At 61.8% G+C, this 21,976-nt stretch carries 20 protein-coding genes, 4 tRNA genes, 2 pseudogenes and 1 riboswitch; of the genes and pseudogenes, 17 read left to right on the top strand and 9 right to left on the bottom strand.

Features of this window, described 5'->3' with window-relative positions; genetic code table 11:
- Nucleotides 1-161: 161 nt before the first annotated feature.
- From AC0IYN_RS20555 to AC0IYN_RS20565, 3 genes are all read left to right on the top strand, one after another.
- Nucleotides 162-701, top strand: coding sequence for a hypothetical protein (locus AC0IYN_RS20555; RefSeq protein ID WP_406599400.1), 540 nt, complete (start codon nucleotides 162-164; stop codon nucleotides 699-701).
- Between the two features lie 99 nt (nucleotides 702-800).
- On the top strand, nucleotides 801-1,025 hold the full coding sequence (locus AC0IYN_RS20560; RefSeq protein WP_457238562.1) for a hypothetical protein: 225 nt from the start codon (nucleotides 801-803) through the stop codon (nucleotides 1,023-1,025).
- On the top strand, nucleotides 1,022-1,519 hold the full coding sequence (locus tag AC0IYN_RS20565; RefSeq protein ID WP_457238563.1) for a GNAT family N-acetyltransferase: 498 nt from the start codon (nucleotides 1,022-1,024) through the stop codon (nucleotides 1,517-1,519). Before AC0IYN_RS20560 ends, AC0IYN_RS20565 begins: the two co-directional genes overlap by 4 nt.
- A 117-nt stretch (nucleotides 1,520-1,636) precedes the next feature.
- Here AC0IYN_RS20565 and AC0IYN_RS20570 read toward each other — a convergent pair whose 3' ends face one another.
- The 3 genes from AC0IYN_RS20570 to AC0IYN_RS20580 are packed head-to-tail and all read right to left on the bottom strand — an operon-like array spanning nucleotide 1,637 to nucleotide 4,409.
- Nucleotides 1,637-2,401, bottom strand: coding sequence for an ABC transporter ATP-binding protein (locus AC0IYN_RS20570; protein WP_457238564.1), 765 nt, complete (start codon nucleotides 2,399-2,401; stop codon nucleotides 1,637-1,639).
- A complete protein-coding gene (locus AC0IYN_RS20575) occupies nucleotides 2,398-3,402 on the bottom strand; it encodes a FecCD family ABC transporter permease (RefSeq protein ID WP_100490166.1) in 1,005 nt (334 codons plus the stop codon). Before AC0IYN_RS20575 ends, AC0IYN_RS20570 begins: the two co-directional genes overlap by 4 nt.
- Nucleotides 3,399-4,409: an ABC transporter substrate-binding protein gene (locus AC0IYN_RS20580; RefSeq protein WP_457248650.1), complete on the bottom strand. Its 1,011-nt coding sequence runs from the start codon at nucleotides 4,407-4,409 to the stop codon at nucleotides 3,399-3,401. The genes AC0IYN_RS20575 and AC0IYN_RS20580 overlap by 4 nt, the downstream gene beginning before the upstream one ends.
- Nucleotides 4,410-4,525: 116 nt before the next feature.
- Nucleotides 4,526-4,720, bottom strand: a riboswitch (cobalamin riboswitch).
- A gap of 69 nt (nucleotides 4,721-4,789) precedes the next feature.
- On the opposite strand from AC0IYN_RS20580, the gene AC0IYN_RS20585 reads away from it, so the two are divergent.
- Nucleotides 4,790-4,927 (top strand): hypothetical protein, encoded by a 138-nt coding sequence (locus AC0IYN_RS20585; protein ID WP_406599395.1) that lies wholly within the window; start codon nucleotides 4,790-4,792, stop codon nucleotides 4,925-4,927.
- A gap of 694 nt (nucleotides 4,928-5,621) precedes the next feature.
- On the opposite strand, the gene AC0IYN_RS20590 is transcribed toward AC0IYN_RS20585, so the two are convergent.
- A complete protein-coding gene (locus tag AC0IYN_RS20590) occupies nucleotides 5,622-6,548 on the bottom strand; it encodes a DNA/RNA non-specific endonuclease (RefSeq protein ID WP_406599394.1) in 927 nt (308 codons plus the stop codon).
- Between the two features lie 128 nt (nucleotides 6,549-6,676).
- Between AC0IYN_RS20590 and AC0IYN_RS20595 the strand changes: the two genes are divergently transcribed.
- Together AC0IYN_RS20595 and AC0IYN_RS20600 are read left to right on the top strand one after the other, a co-directional pair.
- Nucleotides 6,677-7,741, top strand: a complete 1,065-nt coding sequence (locus AC0IYN_RS20595; RefSeq protein WP_078049439.1) for a M4 family metallopeptidase — start codon at nucleotides 6,677-6,679, stop codon at nucleotides 7,739-7,741.
- Nucleotides 7,742-7,755: 14 nt separating this feature from the next.
- Nucleotides 7,756-8,061: a protealysin inhibitor emfourin gene (locus AC0IYN_RS20600; protein ID WP_406599392.1), complete on the top strand. Its 306-nt coding sequence runs from the start codon at nucleotides 7,756-7,758 to the stop codon at nucleotides 8,059-8,061.
- A gap of 3 nt (nucleotides 8,062-8,064) precedes the next feature.
- Here AC0IYN_RS20600 and AC0IYN_RS20605 read toward each other — a convergent pair whose 3' ends face one another.
- The gene (locus tag AC0IYN_RS20605; RefSeq protein WP_471842959.1) at nucleotides 8,065-9,264 is read right to left on the bottom strand and encodes an MFS transporter; all 1,200 of its coding nucleotides are present in this window, start codon (nucleotides 9,262-9,264) and stop codon (nucleotides 8,065-8,067) included.
- Between the two features lie 111 nt (nucleotides 9,265-9,375).
- Between AC0IYN_RS20605 and AC0IYN_RS20610 the strand changes: the two genes are divergently transcribed.
- Nucleotides 9,376-10,281 (top strand): LysR substrate-binding domain-containing protein, encoded by a 906-nt coding sequence (locus tag AC0IYN_RS20610; protein WP_457238569.1) that lies wholly within the window; start codon nucleotides 9,376-9,378, stop codon nucleotides 10,279-10,281.
- Nucleotides 10,282-10,315: 34 nt separating this feature from the next.
- Here the strand turns inward: AC0IYN_RS20610 and AC0IYN_RS20615 are convergent, their stop codons facing one another.
- The gene (locus AC0IYN_RS20615) at nucleotides 10,316-11,698 is read right to left on the bottom strand and encodes an aldehyde dehydrogenase family protein (RefSeq protein ID WP_406599389.1); all 1,383 of its coding nucleotides are present in this window, start codon (nucleotides 11,696-11,698) and stop codon (nucleotides 10,316-10,318) included.
- A 103-nt stretch (nucleotides 11,699-11,801) separates the two neighbouring features.
- Here AC0IYN_RS20615 and ptrR point away from each other — a divergent pair, with 103 nt between their 5' ends.
- Nucleotides 11,802-12,671 carry a putrescine utilization regulator PtrR gene (ptrR, locus tag AC0IYN_RS20620; protein ID WP_406599388.1) on the top strand — a complete coding sequence of 290 codons (870 nt, stop codon included), beginning with the start codon at nucleotides 11,802-11,804 and terminating at the stop codon, nucleotides 12,669-12,671.
- A 26-nt stretch (nucleotides 12,672-12,697) separates the two neighbouring features.
- On the opposite strand, the gene AC0IYN_RS20625 is transcribed toward ptrR, so the two are convergent.
- Complete coding sequence (locus AC0IYN_RS20625) at nucleotides 12,698-12,907, bottom strand: hypothetical protein (RefSeq protein ID WP_017847720.1); 210 nt, start codon at nucleotides 12,905-12,907, stop codon at nucleotides 12,698-12,700.
- A gap of 92 nt (nucleotides 12,908-12,999) precedes the next feature.
- On the opposite strand from AC0IYN_RS20625, the pseudogene AC0IYN_RS20630 reads away from it, so the two are divergent.
- Nucleotides 13,000-13,152: pseudogene (locus tag AC0IYN_RS20630) on the top strand (hypothetical protein); the annotation flags it as partial.
- An 896-nt stretch (nucleotides 13,153-14,048) separates the two neighbouring features.
- On the opposite strand, the pseudogene AC0IYN_RS20635 reads toward AC0IYN_RS20630, so the two are convergent.
- Together AC0IYN_RS20635 and AC0IYN_RS20640 are read right to left on the bottom strand one after the other, a co-directional pair.
- Nucleotides 14,049-14,312, bottom strand: a pseudogene (locus tag AC0IYN_RS20635) (HAAAP family serine/threonine permease); the annotation flags it as partial.
- A gap of 188 nt (nucleotides 14,313-14,500) precedes the next feature.
- Nucleotides 14,501-15,697, bottom strand: a complete 1,197-nt coding sequence (locus AC0IYN_RS20640) for an amino acid aminotransferase (protein WP_078049433.1) — start codon at nucleotides 15,695-15,697, stop codon at nucleotides 14,501-14,503.
- A 344-nt stretch (nucleotides 15,698-16,041) separates the two neighbouring features.
- Here AC0IYN_RS20640 and uvrB point away from each other — a divergent pair, with 344 nt between their 5' ends.
- From uvrB to AC0IYN_RS20680, 8 genes are all read left to right on the top strand, one after another.
- The gene (gene uvrB / locus AC0IYN_RS20645; protein ID WP_078049432.1) at nucleotides 16,042-18,057 is read left to right on the top strand and encodes an excinuclease ABC subunit UvrB; all 2,016 of its coding nucleotides are present in this window, start codon (nucleotides 16,042-16,044) and stop codon (nucleotides 18,055-18,057) included.
- A 200-nt stretch (nucleotides 18,058-18,257) separates the two neighbouring features.
- A complete protein-coding gene (gene gltX, locus AC0IYN_RS20650) occupies nucleotides 18,258-19,739 on the top strand; it encodes a glutamate--tRNA ligase (protein WP_457240478.1) in 1,482 nt (493 codons plus the stop codon).
- 147 nt (nucleotides 19,740-19,886) lie between these two features.
- A tRNA-Ala gene (locus AC0IYN_RS20655) sits at nucleotides 19,887-19,962 on the top strand.
- Nucleotides 19,963-20,040: 78 nt separating this feature from the next.
- Nucleotides 20,041-20,116 (top strand) — tRNA-Glu (locus tag AC0IYN_RS20660).
- A gap of 50 nt (nucleotides 20,117-20,166) precedes the next feature.
- Nucleotides 20,167-20,242 (top strand) — tRNA-Ala (locus AC0IYN_RS20665).
- A 78-nt stretch (nucleotides 20,243-20,320) separates the two neighbouring features.
- Nucleotides 20,321-20,396 (top strand) — tRNA-Glu (locus AC0IYN_RS20670).
- Between the two features lie 180 nt (nucleotides 20,397-20,576).
- Nucleotides 20,577-21,116, top strand: coding sequence for a TetR/AcrR family transcriptional regulator (locus tag AC0IYN_RS20675; RefSeq protein ID WP_078050968.1), 540 nt, complete (start codon nucleotides 20,577-20,579; stop codon nucleotides 21,114-21,116).
- Nucleotides 21,117-21,130: 14 nt separating this feature from the next.
- Nucleotides 21,131-21,964: an alpha/beta hydrolase gene (locus tag AC0IYN_RS20680; protein WP_457249262.1), complete on the top strand. Its 834-nt coding sequence runs from the start codon at nucleotides 21,131-21,133 to the stop codon at nucleotides 21,962-21,964.
- Nucleotides 21,965-21,976: the final 12 nt, after the last annotated feature.

The following is a 21,976-nucleotide window of genomic DNA, read 5'->3' on the forward strand; positions in this document are numbered from 1 at the left end:
CTGAGGTGCTGACCTTTGTGGTCAACGCCTGTGCAGTTGTAGAGGTGGCGCGAAGGTATAACACGCCGCCTCTACAGCTGGAACGGCCCGGCTAAATCGATCCACTTTTTCCTACAAGCCGGGTAACCTCTCGCCTCTTACTATCAAGCCAAGGAAAGCACGTGAAGTTTCTTCAAGGATTCATCGGTTTGTCGGCGCTGTACCTGCTGGCAGGTTGCGAGCAAGTCACTGAGAAAACATTGCGCTTCGATGTGCCCTACGGCTACTACGAGACCGCCTGGCGCCAGGACGTTACCGGTAAGGGCCAGTTGACCTGCAAGGTGACTACCGACACCCAGGACCGTGGCGAGAAGTGGGTGCCGTCGGTGATCCTCGCGGCCGCTGAGGATGCTGCTGAAGACGATACGTTGTTTCTGTCCAGCTACACGCCCGCCGACACTGACCTGCGCTTGTTCCAGGTGCGCACCTTCAACAAGGCGGAGCCGGTGATCGACATGTTTTTCCATCGGGCTCCCGATCAAAACGGTGTGTATACGCTACGCCTGACGTGGCAAGCCGATGGCGCAATCGGCTACCAAGTCGAAAACGGCGGCACCTGGGAAGAGAAAAAGCTCGTCCAAAAACCGGGCTTCGGCGTGCGCCATGTGAGCGTGCATGCGTCGGGGATGAAGGGCAATGCAGTGTGTGAGTTGCGTCAGTAAATGCGGTCGGGGAGGTTGCCAAAGCTGGTCCATGGAACTTAAAACCTGATCACCTAGTCAGGTTGTTCAGTTGCTCTTCTTCTATAAAAGGACTCCCCCATGCGCGAATTCACCCTCGACTACTTGTTCAACAACGAGCCCCGCACCCATGTGTTCGAACTCAAGCAACCCCAATTGCCGGTGCATGAAGCGGCGTTGCACCTGCTGCAGTTGCATTTTGGCGATGCGGAGAATGGCTTGATCCTGCCGCCTGCGGATGCGACGCCGGAGGAAATTCTGGAGCAGGCACACGTGGTAGGGATTACGCAGATCGAGGTTGCATGAGCCCAGGGCCCATCATTCAGGCGGTCACGGCGGCGGATATCCCTGAGGTCGTGAGGTTTGTGCTGCAAGCCCGTGCCGAGCTGTTTCCCACGCTCTGTGCGACAGGCATGCCGGCGGACTTGGCGGATTTCGAGGCGATTTATCTGCACGGCGATGGGCGATTTCTGATCGCGCGTGATGAGGGCCAGATCGTCGCTGCCATCGGCTACCTGCCCTATGACGGGCGTTTCCCGCAGTTGAATTACCACGGCCGCAAGGCCGTGGAGGTGGTGCGCCTGTTTGTGCTGCCGGCGTTTCGCCGCTTTGGTCTGGCGGGCGAGTTGTACCGTGCGCTGGAGACGCAGGCCAAGGCACAACGGGTCGCAGTGATGTACCTGCACACCCATCCGTTTCTGCCGGGGGCGATTGATTTTTGGCTTCGGCAGGGGTTCGAGGTGGTGGATGTGGACGCTGACCCGGTGTGGCGCACGACGCATATGCAGCGCACTCTCTAACACCACCGCCCACTGTAGGAGCCGGCTTGCCGGCGATGGCGGTGTGGCAGTAAACAGAGATGCAAGCAGGTCTGGCCGTATCGCCGGCAAGCCGGCTCCTACAATGGGATGCGTTGATCAGTTTGGGCGTAGCCGCAGTATCTGCGCCCCATCGAACGGGTCTGTCAGGTAATGCGCCTGCACCCCGAACGTCTCCTGCAACCGCTGCGGCGTCAGCACTTCCAGCGGTTTGCCCAGGGCGACCAACCGCCCGTGATCCAGCACCGCCAAGCGGTCGCAGGTGAGCGCCTGGTTGAGGTCATGCAGGGCAATCAGGGTGGTGACGGGCAAGCCTTGCACACCCTTCAAGATCCCCAATTGATGCTGGATATCCAGGTGATTGGTCGGCTCATCCAACAACAGGATCTGCGGCCGTTGCGCCAACGCACGGGCGATGTGCACCCGTTGGCGTTCACCGCCCGAGAGACTGCGCCAGGCGCGTTGGCTCAGGTGGGTGGCGTCGACGTCATGCAAGGCCTGGTTCACGATGGCGTCGTCGTCGCTGGACCACGGGCTCAGCGCCGACAGCCACGGCGTACGGCCCAGCGCCACGGCGTCGAACACGCGGATGGCGTCGTCGGTGTCGGCCTGTTGTTCCACCACCGCCAGTTGCTGGGCGATGGCGCGGCGGGACAGCGTGCCCAGGCCCTGGCCGCCCAGCAACACGTCGCCAGACGCCGGCGTGCGCAGACCGGCGAGCAGCTTGAGCAAAGTGGACTTGCCGGAGCCATTCGGCCCGACAATCCCCAAGGTTTCACCCAGCTGAACGTCCAAGTGGATATCGCGCAGCAGCTCGACCTCACGCACCTTGAAGCCCAGTCCGGTGCAGCTCAGTACGCTCATCGCGCATTCCTCCGTCCGATCAGGATCAGCGCAAATACCGGCGCGCCGACCAGCGCAGTGACCACGCCGACGGGAATCACCTGGCCCTTGATCAAGGTGCGTGAAAGCACGTCCGCCGCAATCAAAAACAGCGCACCGCCCAACGCACTCGCCGGCAGCAGGCGTGAATGCCCGGTGCCGAGCAGCAAGCGCACGGCGTGGGGAATCACCAGCCCGACAAAGCCGATGGAGCCGACAATCGACACCATCACCGCCGTCACCAGGGCCGCGCAGCCCACCAGCACAAATTGCACGCGGCGCACCGGGATACCAAGTGACGCCGCCGAGTCGCTGCCGAAGGTAAACGCATCCAGCGCCCGTCGGTGCCACAGGCACACGGCCAACCCAGCGACCGCTACCGGCACCGCCAGCCACACCGAGGGCCAGCGCACGCCGCTGAGGTTGCCCAGCAGCCAGAACATGATGCCGCGCGCCTGTTCGGAACTGGCCGACTTGGTGATCAGAAACGCGGTGAGTGCATTGAACAGCTGCGAGCCGGCAATGCCGGCGAGGATGATCTGGCCGGTGCCGCTGGCCGAACCACTGGCACGCGCCAATAGGATCACCAGCGCAAATGCCGCCATCGCGCCGACGAATGCGCCGGCCGACAACGAAATCAAGCCACCGCCCACGCCCATCAACGCCACCAACACCGCGCCAGTCGAAGCGCCAGCGCTGATGCCCAGCAGGTACGGATCGGCCAGCGGGTTGCGCAACAGCGATTGCAGGATCACCCCGCAGGTGGCCAGCCCCGCACCGCACGCGGCAGCGACCAGGGCGCGGGTGAGGCGGTAGTTCCACACCACGCCTTCGTCGATGGGGTCGAGCACGTAGCCGGCCGCCCACAGTTTGTTGGCGAGTACCTGGAGCACCACGTGCGGCGAGATGGCGGTTTCACCGATGGCCACGCCGGCAAGTACGGCGGCCAGGAGCAGGGCCAGGGCGAGCAGGGTGCGCATCATTTAGGCAGGTCGTAGCCGTCGATGGCCGTGGCCAGTTGTTCAAGACCGTCGAACATGCGGATACTGGCCTGCAACGCCAGGGCGTCGAGGATGATGATACGGTTGTTTTTCACCGCGTCCATGTTGCGGGTCACCGGGTCGCTGCGCAAAAACGCCAGTTTCTTTTCATGGTCGTCGGCGGGGTAGCGGCGGCGGTCCATGCGCGCGATCACCAGGAAGGTCGGGTTAGCCTTGGCAATGGTTTCCCAGCCGACGGCGGGCCACTCTTCATCGGACTGCACCACGTTGGACAGGCCGAGGGTTTGCAGCATGAATTCGGGAATGCCTTTATGGCCGGCCACGTACGGGTCGCTGGCCATCTCCGAACTGGAGAACCATACCAGCGCGCTGGCCTGCTTGAGGCCTTTGCCTTGCACCGTGGCGACGGACTTGGCCAGGCGTGCCTTGAGCTCATCGTTCAACTGCTGGCCGCGATCCTGAACGTCGAAAATCTGCGCCAGTTGGCTGATGCTCTTATAGATAGTTTCGATACGGAACGGCTCCAGCCGTGTGCCGTCGGCGCCCACCAGGTTGTCCTTGCCTTCACAGTCGGAGGGCAGCAAGTAGGTGGGGATCTTCAGTTCATGGAATTGCTCGCGGGTGCCGACCACGCCTTGCGGCCCGACCACCCATTCCAGCTCGGCGGCCACCAGTTGCGGGCGCTTGGCGATCACGGCTTCGAAGCTCGGCTCGTTGTTGGCCAGGCGCTCGATGCGGTCATTCTGCGTTTTGTATTGCGGCAACACACTGTTGAACCACAGCGAGGTGCCGACCACTTTGTCGCCCACGCCCAAGGCATACAGCATCTCGGTGGCGGCCTGGCCGATGGTCACGCTACGGGCGGGGGCTTGCTGGAAGGTGAGGCTGCTGCCGCAGTTTTCCACGATCAATGGGTAGTGGGTGGGCGCGGCGTGGGCCAGGGCACAGTAGCCAATGCCGGTGAGCAGGGCGGTAACGCGTGGCAGCATGAGGCGATCTCCGAGTGAACCGTACGTGGAACTGGGGAGGTACGGTTCGGAAACACACCCTCGAGCGCTGTGGTAGAGACAGGCAAGAATGTCCTTCCCGGACACCCCGCCGGTTAGTGATTGAGCTTGAGCCGGCAGGTCTCCTGACTGATGCGTCGTCGCCACGCTCCGGCCTTCCCGGACAAGGTCCAGTGGCATCGAGGAGCAGGCTCAGCACCTACAGTTGCGGGGGCAGTTCCGATTGGCGCGCAGGTACCGCGCTTCGGATTCCCTATTAGTCCCGTTTGGGAACCGGCGCGGTATGGTAGTCGATCGCGAGGTTGAACGGGAGGCCGTGAACTCAACGGTAGCTCTGGGCTGGCACGCCGGTCGACGTTGCGGTGATCGGCAAAGCCGTCGAAGGGCAGGATTTGAAGGGTCTGCAGATTTACTACTCGGGCACCGATGCGCAGAAGGACAAAGTGCGTGCGGCGGTTGAGAAGTCGCAGGCGCAGTTTCATTACATCAATGCGCAATGAGGGGCGGCCAACGGGCGCAGGTATCTACACCTCGCTGGGTACGGCGCTGGCGACTTGACGGCCGGGCGCAATCTTACTGTTAACCTCCGCGATCCAGAATGTGGGAGCTGACTTGCCTGCGAAGGCGGCCTCACAGACGACCGCTATCTGACTGTAACCCCCCCCGGCGATCCAAATGTAGGAGCTGGCTTGCCAGCGGTGGCGGCCTGACAGCCGACCACAATCTAACTGTCGCCCCGCGATCCAAATGTAGGAGCTGGCTTGCCAGCGATGGTGGCCTGACAGCCGACCTAGATGTTGGATCTTACCGGGTACATATCCGTTATTTAGGTAAGGGCTGCTATGGGTTCCGCCCTTACGGCGGGTCACTTTGGAAAAGAGCCCCAAAGTAACCAAAGGGCTCTTGCCCCAACACTCGGCACCTCGCTCACGCTCGGTGTGCCCGTAATCCGCCAGGTATTTGGGGGGCCGCCGCCACGCGCCATCCATGGCGCGGGGCGGCTAAACCGGCATCCCTGCCGGTTTACCCCCCAAATCCCTGTCGAATTCCGGCCAGCGTGTTTGACGGGGCGCCTGAGATCAAAAGCAGGATCAAGATCAAGATCAAGATCAAGATCAAGATCAAGATCACGAGCGGCTCGCTTCGCATCGTGGTTGGTTTGGGTGTGACGCCGTTCAACAGGTGAAGCCTCGGTCAGAGACGAATGTCCTCTGGACCTTGTATCAGCGCTTCAATGCGCGTGCCGGTGGCGCGTTCTTCGTTGCTGAAACCGTCGTAGTCGGCCAGGTTGGCGAAGCGGATGCCGGTCAGGCGTTCTATCTGGATCACGCTGCGCTGGTAGGTCCTGAGTTGGCCGAACACCAGGTCGAGTTGGCCCAGTTCGCGGCTCTGGTCGATCATGTAGGCACTGGCCGAAGGCTTGCCGTCATCGCTGAGGTAGGCGACGACTTTCCAGAATGCCTTGGGGATCTGCACGCCGCGGTACACACGGTCGTCGTCGGCGAATACCGGGCCGCTGAACACGGTGGCCCGGGCTTTCCAGCGTTGGGTGTTGTCGAGGATGTAGTCTTCAAGCTCCAGCCAGGTCTTCTGGTTGAACCCGCTCATCTGCGGTGAACAGTTGGTGAAATGAAAGGTGTCGAGGTTGGCGGTTTGCGCCGTGTCGCCCCAGTTGGGGTCTTGGCGGCGGACCAGGTGGCCGCGGTCCAGGCCATTGCTGGCATAGAGCGCTTCGCCCACCTGTGCGTCCGTGGGCAGGCGGCCGTCGTAGGCCCAGGTGTCGTTGCTGCGGACGATGTCTACGTGCTGGCCGCCGTCGATGTTGACGCCCACGTACAGTGCGAGGCGCTTCGCGCGTGACATCGTGATTGAGAAGTGCGTGTAGTCCAGGCGCTTCTGTGTATCACCCGCCAAGGCCTCCTCGACCGTGGGCCAGGACACCGCGAAGCTGCCGAGAAAGTCGTCAGCGTAACCGCGCCGGTCCTTCAAGTCTTTGGCCGGTGTGACGCGGGGTGTCGCCGCTCGCGCCGCCAGCAAGGTGGGGCTCGGTGCGATCAATGGGCGCAGGTCGGCGAGCCGGGGGCGGTACGAAAGGTCGATTTTGGTTTTACGTGCGGGCATCGGTAAGTCCTCCTTGGATAAACACGACTGCAACATACGTTAATGACAATTGATGATGCGCGTTAGCCCCCTGGGTCTATCCTGAATCGACTACTCGGACGTTGTCACATGCCAAATGGAGCCAGCCAATGTGTGTTCGTCAGCAGCATCGCAATCCGATTTTTTGCCTCATCCCGCCCTATATGCTCGACCAGATCGCACGCAACGGCGACAAGGCGCAACGGGAGGTCGCGCTGCGCACCCGCGCCAAGGACAGCACGTTCCGCTCGTTGCGCATGGTCGCCGTACCGGCCCAAGGCCCGGCGCGCATGGCCCTGGCCATGGGCGCCGGCAAGCGTCGCTCGATCTACAGCGCCGCAGGCACCGATAGCCTGCCCGGCACGCTGATACGTGGCGAAGGGCAGCCTGCCAGCGGTGATGCGGCGGTGGACGAGGCCTATGATGGCTTGGGCGCCACCTTCGATTTTTTCGACGAGGTCTTCGACCGCAACTCCATCGACGATGCCGGCATGGCATTGGACGCCACCGTGCATTTTGGCCAGAACTACAACAACGCGTTCTGGAACTCGACCCAGATGGTATTCGGGGATGGAGACGCGCAGTTGTTCAACCGCTTCACGGTGGCCCTCGACGTGATTGGCCATGAGTTGGCCCATGGCGTCACCGAAGACGAGGCCAAGCTGATGTATTTCAACCAGTCCGGGGCGTTGAACGAGTCGCTGTCGGACGTGTTCGGTTCACTGATCAAGCAATACGCGTTGAAGCAAAGCGCGGAAGACGCCGATTGGCTAATCGGCAAAGGGCTGTTCACCAAGAAGATCAAAGGCACCGCCCTGCGTTCGATGAAGGCCCCCGGCACCGCGTTTGACGACAAACTGCTGGGCAAGGACCCACAGCCCGGGCACATGGATGATTTTGTGCAAACCTACGAGGACAATGGCGGGGTGCACATCAATTCCGGGATTCCCAACCATGCGTTCTACCAGGTGGCAACAGCGCTGGGCGGGTTTGCCTGGGAGCGCGCCGGGCGCATCTGGTATGACGCGCTGCGCGATGCGCGGCTGCGGCCCAACTCCGGGTTCCTGCGCTTTGCGCGTATCACTTACGATGTTGCGGGCCGACTCTACGGCGCGAACAAGGATGAACAGAAGGCGGTCAAGGACGGTTGGAAGGCGGTCGGCATTGCTGTCTGACGCGAGGAACAACCATGCAAATTTCAATCAAGGAAAATGGCGGGCCTGGGTTCTTTCCGGGCCTGGCCAAGCCACAGACGGTGGAACTGGACGCGCTGCCGGAGCAGGACCAGCAGGAGTTGCGGCGGCTTGTCGAGGCATGCGACTTCTTTCAATTGCCGCAAAGCAATGCACCTGCCCCCGGTAATCCGGGCCAGGTGCATTACACCCTGACGGTGAAGGAGGCTCAGCGCGAGCACACGGTCTGCGTGCTCGCACCGGTGAAGTCACAGGCGCTGGACGGGCTGGTGCAGTGTGTGCGTCGGCATGTGCGCTGCTGATGTTCAGGTGGCAGCGTTAACCCTGCCTGCCAGGCACGCGCCCAGGCTGTAGAGCAACCCGCCCGCGACCACAAACAGCGCCAGCATGTAGAACATGGCGTGGGCGGGCTGTGTCGCCAGCACCATCCCGCACAGCACCGGCCCCAGGGCTGCGCCGACGTTGCCGAGGTTTTGCGCGCCGTAGTACATGCCCCGCAGAGGCTCGGGCGCGATGATGTCGATGAACATGTACTCGGCAGGGAACACGATGATCTCTCCCAAGGTGAAGATCGCCATGGACAGCACCCAGCACATCAGTGAGGTGGACAAGCCGAACCCCGCCAGCCCGGCGATAAACATGCCCAGCCCACCTGCAAGCCACAGGTGCAGGTGCTGATGGGTGATGCGCTTGCCGATCATGTATTGCAGGCTGATCACCATCAGCGCGTTGGTGGCCACCACGCTGCTGATAATCCGGTACGCGGCCTCGGGCGTGGTGGTGACGACCAGGTATTGCGAGAGGTAAGCGGTGAACTGGCCAAACACCACTGCGCTGAGCATCCCGCCCAAGGTAAAGCACACCAAGCGGTAGTCCCGCAGCAGTCGTTTGCCGAGCGCCAGGAACGGCGCGCCATGCTGGTTGGCAGGGGGCGGCACCCAGTGCCTGTCGCCCCACACGCAATACACCGTGAAGAACCCGGCCCCAAGCACCGCCGACGCCAGGAAGGGCAGGCTGATAGCGAGCGTGGCCAGCCCTGCACCGAGAAAGGGGCCGACGGCATAGCCGATATTGGTCAGGGTGTATTTGATCGAAAACGCTTCGCTACGCGCATCAACGGGCAGTAGCCGGCCAAATCCGGATTTGACCGCAATGTCGATCACGGCATACGCCAGGTTGATCGCGACCAGGCAGGTGAAGAACACCCACAGCTCCCGCGCGATAAACGCCCCCAGAAAGCCCAGGGTGAAAACTGCGCAACAGCCCAGGAGCAAACGATAATTGGGCAGGCTGTCCACCAGGTAACCGCCATACAGGCTCATCACGGAGCCGATGATCAGCGAGCTACCGATGATCAGGCCGATGTCGGCGACGCCCAAGCCGAACTCGCCCGACAGGTAGATCACCAGGTAGGGCAGGGTGATCGCCCTGGCGAGCGTCAACACCAGTGACGCACCCAGCAGCAGGTTGACGGTCAGGGGGTAGTTTTTCAGCGTGGTCAGCATCCGGGCCTCAGTGTCAGCGTTTATCGGGCATAGCTTACTGTTGAGTTAAATTCTGATTTAGGATGCTTTTTACCGAGTTGCCTGAACTGAATTCACGAATACAGGACGTCCATGTTTTCTTCCGAACGCTTGAAAGGTATCGATGTGTTTGTGTGCGTTGCGGACTACGGCAGCTTTACCGCCGCTGCCGAGAAGATGAACCTGACGGCGTCGGCCATCAGTAAAAGCATCGCGCGGCTGGAAAAACGCCTGGGCGCTCGACTGTTCCTGCGCACGACACGGCGCTTGTCCCTCACCGAGGCCGGCGTGGCGTTTTACCGTACCTGCACGGGCGTGCTGGCTGACCTGGAGGACGCCGAGCTGTCGCTGCGCGCCGAGCAAAGTGAACCGCGCGGACGTGTGCGCATTGACCTGCCCAGTGTGTTCGGGCGCGTCCGCGTGTTGCCGATGCTGCTGCCTTTGCTGCAGGCATTTCCGTCCTTGGTGCCGCACATTTCCTTCAGTGACGGGTTAGTGGACCCATTTAAAGAGGGCGTGGATGTGGTGGTGCGCATCGGTGGTGCGGATGTCTGGCCGGAAACGGTAGAGCAGCGTGTGCTTGCGCGTGAATGGCACACCCTGTGCGCCTCGCCGGCCTATTTGGCGAACCATGGCGTGCCGACATCCGAACAGGCACTTGAGCAGCATCAGTGCATCGCCTACGGCTGGGTGGACGGACGCATCAGCCCCTGGAACTTCGCCTGTGACCCGGGCAGTCCGCGGCGTTGGCAGATGGCGCCGCACTTGGTGATCGGCAATGGCGATGGCTTGATGCAGGCCGCATTGGCCGGTTGTGGGATCGTGCAACTGCCGTCGTGGATGGTCCGGCCGTCGCTGGAGGAGGGCAAGCTGGTTGAGGTGTTGCCGCAGTTGGCCACCGAAGGGGCTGCGATCAGGCTGGCCTGGGTCAAGAATCGCCAGGCGTTGCCCAAGGTCAATGTGGTTCTGGAAGCCTTGGCGGCGGGGCTGAGTGGTTGATAGCCACGACCCGTGCCCGCGCCACCGAAGCGTCTTACTTGCGATCCAGCCACACAGTCTGTGCGTTGCAGAACTCCCGCACGCCGAAGTGCGACAACTCACGCCCGAAACCGCTCTTCTTGATCCCACCAAACGCCACCCGAGGGTCGGAGACGCTGAAGGCATTGACGAAGATGCCTCCGGTTTCCAGCTGGTTGGCGATATCGCGCGCCTTTGCCGGGTCGGTGGTGAAAATGCTGGCGGTGAGGCCGAACTCGCTGTCATTCGCCAGCGCCACGGCGTGCTCGGCGTCGCGGGCGGTGATGATCGAGGCGACGGGGCCGAACAGTTCCTGTTTGAACGAGGTCATCTGGTCGGTGACGTTGGCCAGCACGGTCGGCGCGTAGTAGTTGCCTGCGCCGGGTACTTTGTTGCCGCCGAGCAGCAGGGTGGCACCTTCTTCCAGGGTGGCCTGGACCTGGCCGTGCAGCTCGTCGCGCAGGTCGAAGCGGGCCATCGGGCCGATGTAGGTGGCGGCTGACGTGGGGTCGCCCATCACCATCGCACGGCTGGCCTCCAGGAATTTGGCGGTGAAGGCTTCGACCACACCCGCTTCGATGATCAGGCGTTTGGCGGCGGCGCAGACTTGGCCGCTGTTCTGGAAGCGGCCGATCAGCGCGGCTTGCACGGCGGCGTCGAGGTCGGCGTCGTTGAGCACGATGAATGGGTCGGAGCCGCCCAGTTCCAGTACGCATTTTTTCAACGCGGCACCGGCCTGGGAGCCGATGGCGATACCGGCACGTACGCTGCCGGTGAGGGTGACGGCGGCGATCCGTGGGTCGGCGATGGCTTTGGATACGCCGTCGTTGGTGACGTTGACCACTTCAAACAGGCCTTCGGCGAACCCGGCTTTGTGGAAGGCCTGCTGGATCAGGTACGCGCTGCCCATGACGTTCGGTGCGTGTTTGAGCACATAGGTGTTGCCGGCCAGCATGGTCGGCACGGCGCCGCGCAGTACTTGCCACACCGGGAAGTTCCACGGCATCACGGCGAAGACCGGGCCCAGCGGGCGGTACTCGATCTGGGCGCTGCCGTTGTCCACAAGCGTCGGTTCCGGGGCGAGCATGGCCGGGCCGTGGGCGGCGTACCATTCGCTGAGCTGCGCGCATTTTTCGATTTCGGCACGGGCTTGGGCGATGGGTTTGCCCATTTCCAGGGTGATCATCTGCGCCATGTCTTCGGCTTGCTCGCGCAGGGCACTGGCCAGGCTCAGCAGCAACTCGGCGCGCTGGCTCACCGGCTGGCGACGCCAGGTGCGGAAGGCGCGAGTGGCACGGTCGAGGGCGGCGTCCAGTTGCTGCTCGGTGTCGTAGGGATAGCTGCCGACCGTTTCGCCGTTGGCGGGGTTGATCGAGAGAGCGTGGGTGGTCGCGTTCATGGCACTGTCCTGCTGAATGATTAAGTTGGATTCAGCGTACGGGGCTGGCTCTTTTCTGGAAACTGAATAATATTAAGCAGTACATTCACGATCGGAGAATGACTTGGACCTGGTGCAGCTGGAAATCTTCAAGGCCGTTGCCGAGCAAGGCAGCATCAGCGCCGCCGCGCAGTTGATTCATCGCGTGCCGTCGAACCTGACCACGCGCATCAAGCAGCTGGAGCAGGACCTGGGTGTGGAATTGTTCATCCGCGAGAAAAGCCGCTTGCGCCTGTCACCGGCGGGGTGGAATTTCCTCGGCTATGCGCGGCGCATCCTCGACCTGGTGCAGGAAGCCCGCGCGACCGTGGCGGGGGAGGAGCCCCAGGGTGCGTTTGCCCTTGGCTCGCTGGAAAGTACCGCAGCGGTGCGCATCCCGGCGCTGCTGGCGGCGTACAACCAGAAGCACACCAAGGTTGAGCTGGACCTGAGCACCGGTCCCTCGGGCACCATGATCGAAGGTGTGCTGTCGGGGCGGCTGACGGCGGCGTTTGTCGACGGACCGGTGCTGCATTCCACCCTGGAAGGCGTGGCGGTGTTTGAAGAGGAGATGGTGGTGATTGCGCCGCTGCACCACGCGCCGATCAAACGCGGCCAGGACGTGAATGGCGAAAATATCTACACCTTTCGCTCCAACTGTTCGTACCGGCATCACTTTGAGCGCTGGTTCTCACAGGACGGCGCGGTACCGGGCAAGATCTTCGAGATCGAGTCCTACCACGGCATGCTCGCCTGTGTCAGCGCCGGGGCGGGGCTGGCGCTTATGCCGCGCAGCATGCTGGAGAACATGCCTGGGTTCGCGGCGGTGAGTGTGTGGCCGCTGGCGGACAACTTCCGGATATTGAACACCTGGCTGATCTGGCGGCGGGGGACGGTGTCGCAGAGCTTGAACAGCTTTGTGACATTGCTGGAGGAGCGCGTACCCCCACTGTAGGGGGGGGCAGCCAGTAAGCGGGGGCGTCAGCCGCCGAATTGCAGGGTACCCATGGCCAGTTTTGCCATGATTGCCGTCGCGCCCAGTTGCACCAGCCACAAGGCCAGGCCGCCCAGAAACACGCCCAGGGCGACTTGCAGCACCAGGCTCTTCTGGCGCTTGGCTTGCGGTGCGCGTGGGGTGAAGTGGTCCAGCTCGTCGCGGTCGGCACGCAGGTCCAGGTCGTCGTTTCTCATAGGGCTCTCACAGCAAAGGGGCAGTCAGGGTTCAGTCTAGGGGCTGCGCGTTACGCCCAGTGAATTTTTTGCAAGCGGTGCGATTGTTGTACGTCTACCTGGCTTCGGCCGAGCTGGCGGCAGTGGCTTCTACCCTGGGTCGCCTGCCGACTGTCGAGGAGTACATGGGCTACGCGGCGAAACTGGACACCATGGCCAGTGACGTTTATCGCTACCTGAACTTCGACCAAATTGCTGACCGGTGATTCAAGCCTAAAGTGTTGATGTGAAGAGGCGCCGCGTATCGTGAGGTACGCGGCGTTTTTTTATGCCTGGGATATGGGTGAGACCGGGTACATATCCGTTATTTGGGTAACGGCTGGTATGGGTTCCGCCCTTACGGCGGGTCACTTTGGAAAAGAGCCCCAAAGTAACCAAAGGGCTCTTGCCCCAACACTCGGCACCTCGCTCACGCTCGGTGTGCCCGTAATCCGCCAGGTATTTGGGGGGCCGCCGCCACGCGCCATCCATGGCGCGGGGCGGCTAAACCGGCATCCCTGCCGGTTTACCCCCCAAATCCCTGTCGAATTCCGGCCAGCGTGTTTGACGGGGCGCCTGAGATCAAAATCAAGATCAAAAGCAAGAGCACAGCGGCCTGACAGCCGGCTTGAGTGGTGTAGAGCAAAGGCAGAAGCAAACGCGGCCCACTGTAGGAGCCGGCTTGCCGGCGATGGTCGTTAACGGTGATGGGGGTACATCTGGATAAACGCGGCGATCTCACGTTTTTCGCCGGCAAGCCGGCTCCTACAGGGACCGCGTATCCACGATGCGAAGCGAGTCGCTCTTGATCTTGATCTGAGGCGCCCCGTCAAACACGCTGGCCGAACGCAGGCTTTGGAGCGTGGGTAACCCGGCAGGACGCCGGGTTAGCCGCGCTGGGCCAAGGATGGCCCATCGCGGCGGCCCACGCTCCAAAGCCGGAGTGAGGGCACACCGAGCCTAAGCGAGGTGCCGAGTGTTGGGGCGAAGCGTTTTTGGTTACTTTTGGCGCTCTTCCAAAAGTGACCCGCTGTAAGAGCGGAACCATAAGCCGCCGTTACCGCAGCAACGGATATACACACCGGAACACAGCTATCGCAGTCAAGCCAGCTCCCAAACAGCCTCAAGCAAAAAACGAATAAACCACCGCACTGATCGCCACCAACCCCACCGCCGTGACAAACACATTGGACGCCTGCCCACGGTACTTGGCCATAGCCGGCACCTTACGGATGGCATACATCGGCATCAGAAACAGGATCGAAGCAATGATCGGACCACCCAGCGCCTCAATCATGCCGAGAATGCTTGGGTTCAACGTCGCCACGATCCAGCACACCACCAGCATGAACGCGGCCGTCATGCGGTCCAGACGCTTGGTGAGCGGGCTTGCTCGCGCTGGGGCGCGCAGCGGCCCCTGTTCAGGCACCGCGTTTCGTCAGGAAGTTCAAGGTGTCAGGGTTGGGGCTGCTGCGCAGCCCAGCGCGAGCAAGGTCGCTCACCACAGGTTCAGTGCTCACTAACAAAAAAGGGGAAGCCCATGAATGGCTTCCCCCCTCGTCACCTGCTCAAGGCTTACAGCACCTGAACAATCGCCTTGGTCACCGCACCAATGTTCGACTGGTTCAACGCCGCCACACAAATACGCCCGGTATCCAGCGCGTAGATGCCAAACTCGCTGCGCAAGCGGGTGACTTGCTCAACGGTCAGGCCGGAGTAGGAGAACATCCCGCGCTGGCGACCGACGAAGCTGAAGTCGTGGCCCGGAGCAGCCTTGGCCAGTTCGGCCACCATCTGCTCGCGCATGCCACGGATGCGCAGGCGCATTTCAGCCAGTTCGGCTTCCCACTGGGCACGCAGCTCAGGGTTGTTCAGCACGGCAGCAACGATGGCCGCGCCGTGGGTCGGCGGGTTGGAGTAGTTGGTGCGGATCACGCGCTTGACCTGGGACAGGATGCGCGCGCTTTCTTCCTTGGACTCGCCGACGATGGACAGTGCGCCCACACGCTCGCCGTACAGGGAGAACGACTTGGAGAACGAGCTGGACACAAAGAAGGTCAGGCCCGACTCAGCGAACAGGCGCACGGCGGCGGCGTCTTCGTGGATGCCGTCGCCAAAGCCCTGGTAGGCCATGTCGAGGAACGGCACCAGGTTCTTGGCCTTGACCACGTCCAGCACGTTCTGCCAGTCGGCCGGGCTCAGGTCGACACCGGTCGGGTTGTGGCAGCAGGCGTGCAGCACCACGATGGACTGTGGCGGCAGGGCGTTGAGGTCTTCGAGCAGGCCGGCACGGTTCACGTCGTGGGTGGCGGCGTCGTAGTAGCGGTAGTTCTGCACCGGGAAGCCGGCGGTTTCGAACAGGGCGCGGTGGTTTTCCCAGCTTGGGTCGCTGATGGCGACGACGGCGTTTGGCAGCAGTTGCTTGAGGAAGTCTGCGCCCAGCTTCAGGGCGCCGGTACCGCCCACCGCTTGCACGGTGACGACACGGCCGGCAGCCAGCAGGGGCGAGGTCTCACCGAACAGCAGGGTCTGCACTGCCTTGTCGTAGGCCGCGATGCCGTCGATCGGCAAGTAGCCACGGGCGGCGTGTTGCGCCACGCGAATGGCTTCCGCTTCGGCAACGGCACGCAAGAGTGGAATCTTCCCCTCCTCGTTGCAGTAAACGCCCACGCCAAGGTTGACCTTGGTGGTTCGTGTGTCGGCGTTGAATGCTTCGTTGAGGCCCAGGATAGGATCGCGTGGTGCCATTTCGACAGCGGAGAACAGGCTCATTTTTGCGGCAGCTCTATGGGGGAATGGAGGGACGTGTCGCGCTCCAGCCGAATGCACTAGAGCGGTGCACAAACGGGGAGCTAGTATAGAGGCCATCACCGTCAAGGGCGACAGCCGAAATGGCTTTTCGGCCAAGTTTTTCGGTTTATTTGCCGACCGTTAGTCTTATTGCAACATTGGTCGGCGACGGCAGGTAGGACGATTGCCTTGAAACCCGTCACATTCGCCACCACTTCTATGGCTATCATGGTTTTTTCCTACGGCCCGCTTTGAATCTTCGCGGGTGGTGGTCTATTTCGTCCTCGACGGGTCTACAGTCTGGGGGTGACTACACGAGGTACGTTATGTCGGATTTCCAACTCGTCACCCGCTTTGAACCCGCTGGCGATCAGCCGGAAGCGATTCGCCAGATGGTCGAGGGCATCGAAGCCGGCCTGGCCCACCAGACGCTGCTTGGGGTGACCGGTTCAGGCAAGACTTTCAGCATCGCCAACGTGATCGCGCAGATCAATCGTCCTACCCTGGTGCTGGCGCCGAATAAGACCCTGGCCGCGCAGCTGTATGGCGAGTTCAAGGCGTTCTTCCCGAACAATGCGGTGGAGTACTTCGTTTCCTACTACGACTACTACCAGCCCGAAGCCTACGTGCCGTCCTCCGATACCTTTATCGAGAAGGATGCGTCGATCAACGACCATATCGAGCAGATGCGGCTGTCGGCGACCAAGGCCTTGCTGGAGCGCAAGGACGCGATCATCGTCACCACGGTGTCGTGCATCTACGGCCTGGGCAGCCCGGAAACCTATTTGAAGATGGTGCTGCACGTCGACCGCGGCGACAAACTCGACCAGCGCGAGCTGCTGCGCCGGCTGACAAGCCTGCAATACACCCGCAACGACATGGACTTTGCCCGCGCCACCTTCCGCGTGCGCGGCGATGTCATCGACATTTACCCGGCGGAATCGGATCTGGAGGCGATTCGCATCGAGCTGTTCGATGATGAAGTCGAGAGCCTGTCGGCCTTTGACCCGCTGACCGGCGAGGTGATCCGCAAACTGCCGCGCTTCACCTTCTATCCGAAAAGCCACTACGTGACCCCGCGTGAAACCCTGATGGGCGCCATCGAGGGCATCAAGACCGAGTTGGCCGAGCGCCTGGAGTACCTGCGTTCCAATAACAAGCTGGTGGAAGCCCAGCGTCTGGAGCAGCGCACCCGTTTTGACTTGGAGATGATCCTGGAGCTGGGGTACTGCAACGGTATCGAAAACTACTCGCGCTACCTGTCGGGCCGTGAGTCCGGCGCGCCGCCGCCGACCCTCTACGATTACCTGCCGCCCGACGCGTTGCTGGTGATCGACGAATCCCACGTCAGCGTGCCGCAAGTGGGCGCGATGTATAAGGGCGACCGTTCGCGTAAGGAAACCTTGGTGGAATACGGCTTCCGCCTGCCGTCGGCGCTGGATAACCGGCCTATGCGCTTTGATGAGTGGGAAGCCATCAGCCCGCAGACCATTTTTGTCTCTGCCACGCCGGGCAACTACGAGGCCGAGCATGCCGGTCGCGTGATCGAGCAACTGGTGCGCCCGACTGGCCTGGTCGACCCGGAAATCGAAATCCGCCCGGCGCTGACCCAGGTCGACGACCTGCTTTCGGAGATCACCAAGCGCGTGGCCCTGGAAGAGCGTGTGCTGGTGACCACGCTGACCAAGCGCATGTCCGAAGACTTGACCGACTACCTGGCCGACCACGGCGTGCGCGTGCGCTACCTGCACTCGGACATCGACACTGTGGAGCGTGTGGAGATCATCCGCGACCTGCGCCTGGGCACCTTTGATGTGCTGGTGGGGATCAACCTGCTGCGCGAAGGCCTGGACATGCCGGAAGTGTCGCTGGTGGCGATCCTCGATGCGGACAAGGAGGGCTTCCTGCGCTCCGAGCGTTCGCTGATCCAGACCATTGGCCGTGCTGCGCGTAACCTCAATGGCCGGGCGATTCTTTACGCCGACCGCATCACCGGCTCCATGGAGCGTGCGATTGGCGAGACCCAGCGCCGTCGCGACAAGCAGATCGCGTTCAACCTGGAAAATGGCATCACCCCGAAAGGCGTGTTCAAGGATGTCGCCGACATCATGGAAGGCGCCACCGTGCCGGGCTCGCGCAGCAAGAAGCGCAAGGGCATGGCCAAGGCCGCCGAGGAAAGCGCCAAGTACGAAAACGAACTGCGCTCGCCGAGCGAGATCACCAAGCGTATCCGCCAGCTGGAAGAGAAGATGTATCAGTTGGCGCGAGACCTGGAGTTTGAGGCAGCGGCGCAGACGCGGGATGAGATTGGCAAGTTGCGTGAGCGGTTGCTGGCCGTTTGATCTTGCAGGGGCGGTGATGGCCTCTTCGCGAGCAAGCCCGCTCCCACTGTTGACCGCATTCTCATGTCGGAAATCGGTCAAGGGTGGGAGCGGGCTTGCTCGCGAATGCAGGCACCTCGGTCTGCCAGAATCACCCAAGCTGGTGTTACCATTCGCCCCTTGTTTCAATTTTCAGTTATATCGCCCATTCGAGACCTGCCATGACCACCGTCCGCACGCGCATCGCGCCATCGCCTACTGGGGATCCCCACGTCGGCACTGCTTACATCGCCTTGTTCAACTACTGCTTTGCCAAGCAGCACGGCGGTGAATTCATCCTGCGGATCGAAGACACCGACCAACTGCGCTCCACCCGTGAGTCGGAACAGCAGATTTTCGATGCCCTGCGCTGGCTGGGCATTACCTGGGCGGAAGGCCCGGACGTCGGCGGCCCGCACGGCCCGTATCGCCAGAGCGAGCGCAGCGACATCTACAAGCAGTACACCCAGCAACTGGTCGACATGGGCCACGCGTTCCCTTGTTTCTGCACCGCAGAAGAGCTGGACCAGATGCGCGCCGAGCAACAGGCCCGTGGCGAAACCCCGCGCTACGATGGCCGTGCGTTGCTGCTGTCGAAAGAAGAAGTCGCCCGTCGCCTGGCCGCTGGTGAGCCGCATGTGATCCGCATGAAAGTGCCAAGCGAAGGCGTGTGCGTGGTACCGGACATGCTGCGCGGTGATGTCGAGATCCCGTGGGACCGCATGGACATGCAGGTGCTGATGAAGACCGACGGCCTGCCGACGTACTTCCTGGCCAACGTGGTCGACGACCACCTGATGGGCATCACCCATGTGCTGCGCGGCGAAGAATGGCTGCCGTCGGCGCCGAAGCTGATCCTGCTCTACGAGTACTTCGGCTGGGAACAACCGCAGCTGTGCTACATGCCGCTGCTGCGTAACCCGGACAAGAGCAAGCTGTCCAAGCGTAAGAACCCTACTTCGGTGACGTTCTACGAGCGCATGGGCTTCATGCCTGAGGCGATGCTCAATTACCTGGGCCGCATGGGCTGGTCGATGCCGGACGAGCGCGAGAAGTTCTCGCTGCAGGAAATGGTCGACAACTTCGACCTGTCGCGCGTGTCCCTGGGCGGGCCGATCTTCGACATCGAGAAGCTGTCGTGGCTCAACGGCCAGTGGCTGCGTGACCTGCCGGTGGAAGAGTTCGCCAGCCGCGTGCAGCAGTGGGCGCTGAATCCTGAGTACATGATGAAGATCGCGCCGCTGGTACAGGGCAGGGTGGAGACGTTCAGCCAGGTCGCGCCGCTGGCCAGTTTCTTCTTTGCCGGGGGCGTTAACCCGGATCCCAAGCTGTTCGAATCCAAGAAGCTCTCGGGCGACCAGGTTCGCCAGCTGATGCAGTTGATCCTGTGGAAGCTGGAAAGCCTGCGCCAGTGGGAGAAGGAGGCGATCACCGCGACGATCCAGGCGGTGGTGGAGTCCCTGGAATTGAAACTGCGCGATGCCATGCCACTGATGTTTGCCGCGATCACCGGGCAGGCCAGTTCGGTGTCGGTGCTCGATGCGATGGAAATTCTCGGCCCGGACCTGACGCGTTTCCGTCTGCGCCAAGCCCTTGATTTGCTTGGTGGTGTGTCGAAGAAAGAAAACAAAGAGTGGGAAAAGCTGCTGGGCGCCATCGCCTAAGCACGCGGTTGAATCGACGAAACCCCGGTTTTCCGGGGTTTCGCCGGTAAGTGATTGTTATCCCGGCAAAAAATTTTGGAAATTGTTGAAAATAAATTTGACACACTTCCAAACCGCCATTAAGATTCGCCCCGTCCTCACCGATGAGGGGCTATAGCTCAGCTGGGAGAGCGCTTGCATGGCATGCAAGAGGTCAACGGTTCGATCCCGTTTAGCTCCACCAATTTGCAGGTTCAAGGTCTGGCCACACCGTCCTTGAATCGATCAGGTCTCAGCCCTGATCAGTTGTACAGAAGGTTTTGTCCCCTTCGTCTAGTGGCCTAGGACACCGCCCTTTCACGGCGGTAACAGGGGTTCGAGTCCCCTAGGGGACGCCAGTTTCAACAAGCAGCTCGAAAGGTCTGCTGCGTCGCGAGACGAAAAATCCGGGGCTATAGCTCAGCTGGGAGAGCGCTTGCATGGCATGCAAGAGGTCAACGGTTCGATCCCGTTTAGCTCCACCAATTTACAGGTTCAAGGTCTGGCCACACCGTCCTTGAATCGATCAGTCCTCAGCGCTGATCAGTGTATAGAAGGTTTGTGTCCCCTTCGTCTAGTGGCCTAGGACACCGCCCTTTCACGGCGGTAACAGGGGTTCGAGTCCCCTAGGGGACGCCACGATTACCCGCTCTGCGGGATTTTTAAGGGTCATTCAATTATTGAATGGCCCTTTTGTTTGTCTGGCGTTTGGCCAATTCTTTTTCCCTCCCTCGTTTTCTTCTGACCAGCGGTCATGCCTGTCGCTTGCCAAATATTATTATGGTAATAATATTCAACCCATGAACATCGGAGGCAAAGATGAGCGATAAAAAAGCGCAAACCCGCGAACGCATTTTGCAGGCTGCCAGCGCCGCGTTGATCCAGCGAGGCCCGGCCGAACCGAGTGTGGGTGAAGTCATGGGCGCGGCGGGGCTGACCGTCGGTGGTTTTTACGCGCACTTCGAAAGCAAGGACGCGCTGATGCTGGAGGCCTTCACCCAGCTGCTGGCCAAGCGTCGTGCGTCGATTGATGACATGGACTCAACCTTGACCGGAGAAGAGCGCAGGGCCCTGGTGGCGGCGTTCTACTTGTCGCGCAAGCACCGTGACTCCACCGCCCAGGCCTGCCCGATCCCGGCGACCGTAGGCGAAATGAGCCGCCTGCCAGATGAGTTCCGCCAGGCGTTGAACGAGCACTGTGAGCTGATGGCCGCGCAACTCGCCGCCAGTCCTGAAGACACCGATAAAGCCCTGGCTGACATGGCGCTGATGATCGGTGGCCTGGCCCTGGCCCGCGCCTTGGGGCCAGGTGAGTTGTCTGACCGTGTGCTGCGCGCCGCCAAGTCGGCCGTGCGCTAGAAGAGGGCTGCATGATGGGCACGCTAACCTGGATTCGTCGCTTCAATGGCACGCTGGGGCACCTGGCACCGCAAACGGTTGCCAACCGCATGCGTCGCGCCTTCATGACGCCCCGCGACCTGCCGCCACGTGACTGGGAACTGCCGCTGCTGGCGCAATCGGAGCGCATCACCTTGCGCTTCGGTTTGTCTGCACTGCGTTGGGGCCAGGGGCCGGCGGTGTTGTTGATGCACGGTTGGGAAGGCCGGCCCACACAGTTTGCCAGCCTGATCACGGCGTTGGTCGACAACGGTTACTCGGTGGTTGCCCTGGACGGTCCTGCCCACGGCCGCTCGCCTGGGCGTGAGGCTCACGTGCTGCTGTTTGCCCGCGCCATGCTTGAAGCCGCCGCCGAGTTGCCGCCGCTGCACGCCGTAATCGGTCACTCCATGGGCGGCGCCAGTGCGATGCTGGCGGTGCAGTTGGGGCTGCGTACCGAGGCGTTGGTGAGTATCGCCGCTCCGTCGCGATTCCTTGATGTACTGCGCGGCTTCACCCGGATGGTGGGTTTGCCAGCGCGGGCGCGTTCGGCGTTTATCCAGGAGGTCGAACTGACCTTCGGTATGCCGCTCAAGCACTTGGACGTGGCCCACTACCAGATGAATATCCCTGGCCTGATCGTGCACGCCGAAGACGACACGTTCGTCCCGGTCAAAGCCTCTCAGGCTATTCACGAAGCCTGGTTCGACAGCCGCCTATTGCGCCTGGAGCAGGGTGGGCACCAGAAAGTGCTGGCCGATCCGCGCGTGATCGACGGTGTGCTGGCGTTGCTGGCTGGCGCTCGTTTACAGGCGCGGCAAACCGCCTGATACACTGCCCCG

It is taken from the genome of Pseudomonas sp. AC112, from assembly GCF_979253545.1.

Bases quoted from the DNA above. Each gene is read 5' to 3' on its own strand.
- AC0IYN_RS20560 (WP_457238562.1), top strand. From the start codon at position 801: ATGCGCGAATTCACCCTCGACTACTTGTTCAACAACGAGCCCCGCACC.
- AC0IYN_RS20565 (WP_457238563.1), top strand. From the start codon at position 1,022: ATGAGCCCAGGGCCCATCATTCAGGCGGTCACGGCGGCGGATATCCCT.
- AC0IYN_RS20570 (WP_457238564.1), bottom strand. From the start codon at position 2,401: ATGAGCGTACTGAGCTGCACCGGACTGGGCTTCAAGGTGCGTGAGGTC.
- AC0IYN_RS20575 (WP_100490166.1), bottom strand. From the start codon at position 3,402: ATGATGCGCACCCTGCTCGCCCTGGCCCTGCTCCTGGCCGCCGTACTT.
- AC0IYN_RS20580 (WP_457248650.1), bottom strand. From the start codon at position 4,409: ATGCTGCCACGCGTTACCGCCCTGCTCACCGGCATTGGCTACTGTGCC.
- AC0IYN_RS20590 (WP_406599394.1), bottom strand. From the start codon at position 6,548: ATGCCCGCACGTAAAACCAAAATCGACCTTTCGTACCGCCCCCGGCTC.
- AC0IYN_RS20595 (WP_078049439.1), top strand. From the start codon at position 6,677: ATGTGTGTTCGTCAGCAGCATCGCAATCCGATTTTTTGCCTCATCCCG.
- AC0IYN_RS20600 (WP_406599392.1), top strand. From the start codon at position 7,756: ATGCAAATTTCAATCAAGGAAAATGGCGGGCCTGGGTTCTTTCCGGGC.
- AC0IYN_RS20605 (WP_471842959.1), bottom strand. From the start codon at position 9,264: ATGCTGACCACGCTGAAAAACTACCCCCTGACCGTCAACCTGCTGCTG.
- AC0IYN_RS20610 (WP_457238569.1), top strand. From the start codon at position 9,376: ATGTTTTCTTCCGAACGCTTGAAAGGTATCGATGTGTTTGTGTGCGTT.
- AC0IYN_RS20615 (WP_406599389.1), bottom strand. From the start codon at position 11,698: ATGAACGCGACCACCCACGCTCTCTCGATCAACCCCGCCAACGGCGAA.
- AC0IYN_RS20625 (WP_017847720.1), bottom strand. From the start codon at position 12,907: ATGAGAAACGACGACCTGGACCTGCGTGCCGACCGCGACGAGCTGGAC.
- AC0IYN_RS20640 (WP_078049433.1), bottom strand. From the start codon at position 15,697: ATGAGCCTGTTCTCCGCTGTCGAAATGGCACCACGCGATCCTATCCTG.
- uvrB (WP_078049432.1), top strand. From the start codon at position 16,042: ATGTCGGATTTCCAACTCGTCACCCGCTTTGAACCCGCTGGCGATCAG.
- gltX (WP_457240478.1), top strand. From the start codon at position 18,258: ATGACCACCGTCCGCACGCGCATCGCGCCATCGCCTACTGGGGATCCC.
- AC0IYN_RS20675 (WP_078050968.1), top strand. From the start codon at position 20,577: ATGAGCGATAAAAAAGCGCAAACCCGCGAACGCATTTTGCAGGCTGCC.
- AC0IYN_RS20680 (WP_457249262.1), top strand. From the start codon at position 21,131: ATGGGCACGCTAACCTGGATTCGTCGCTTCAATGGCACGCTGGGGCAC.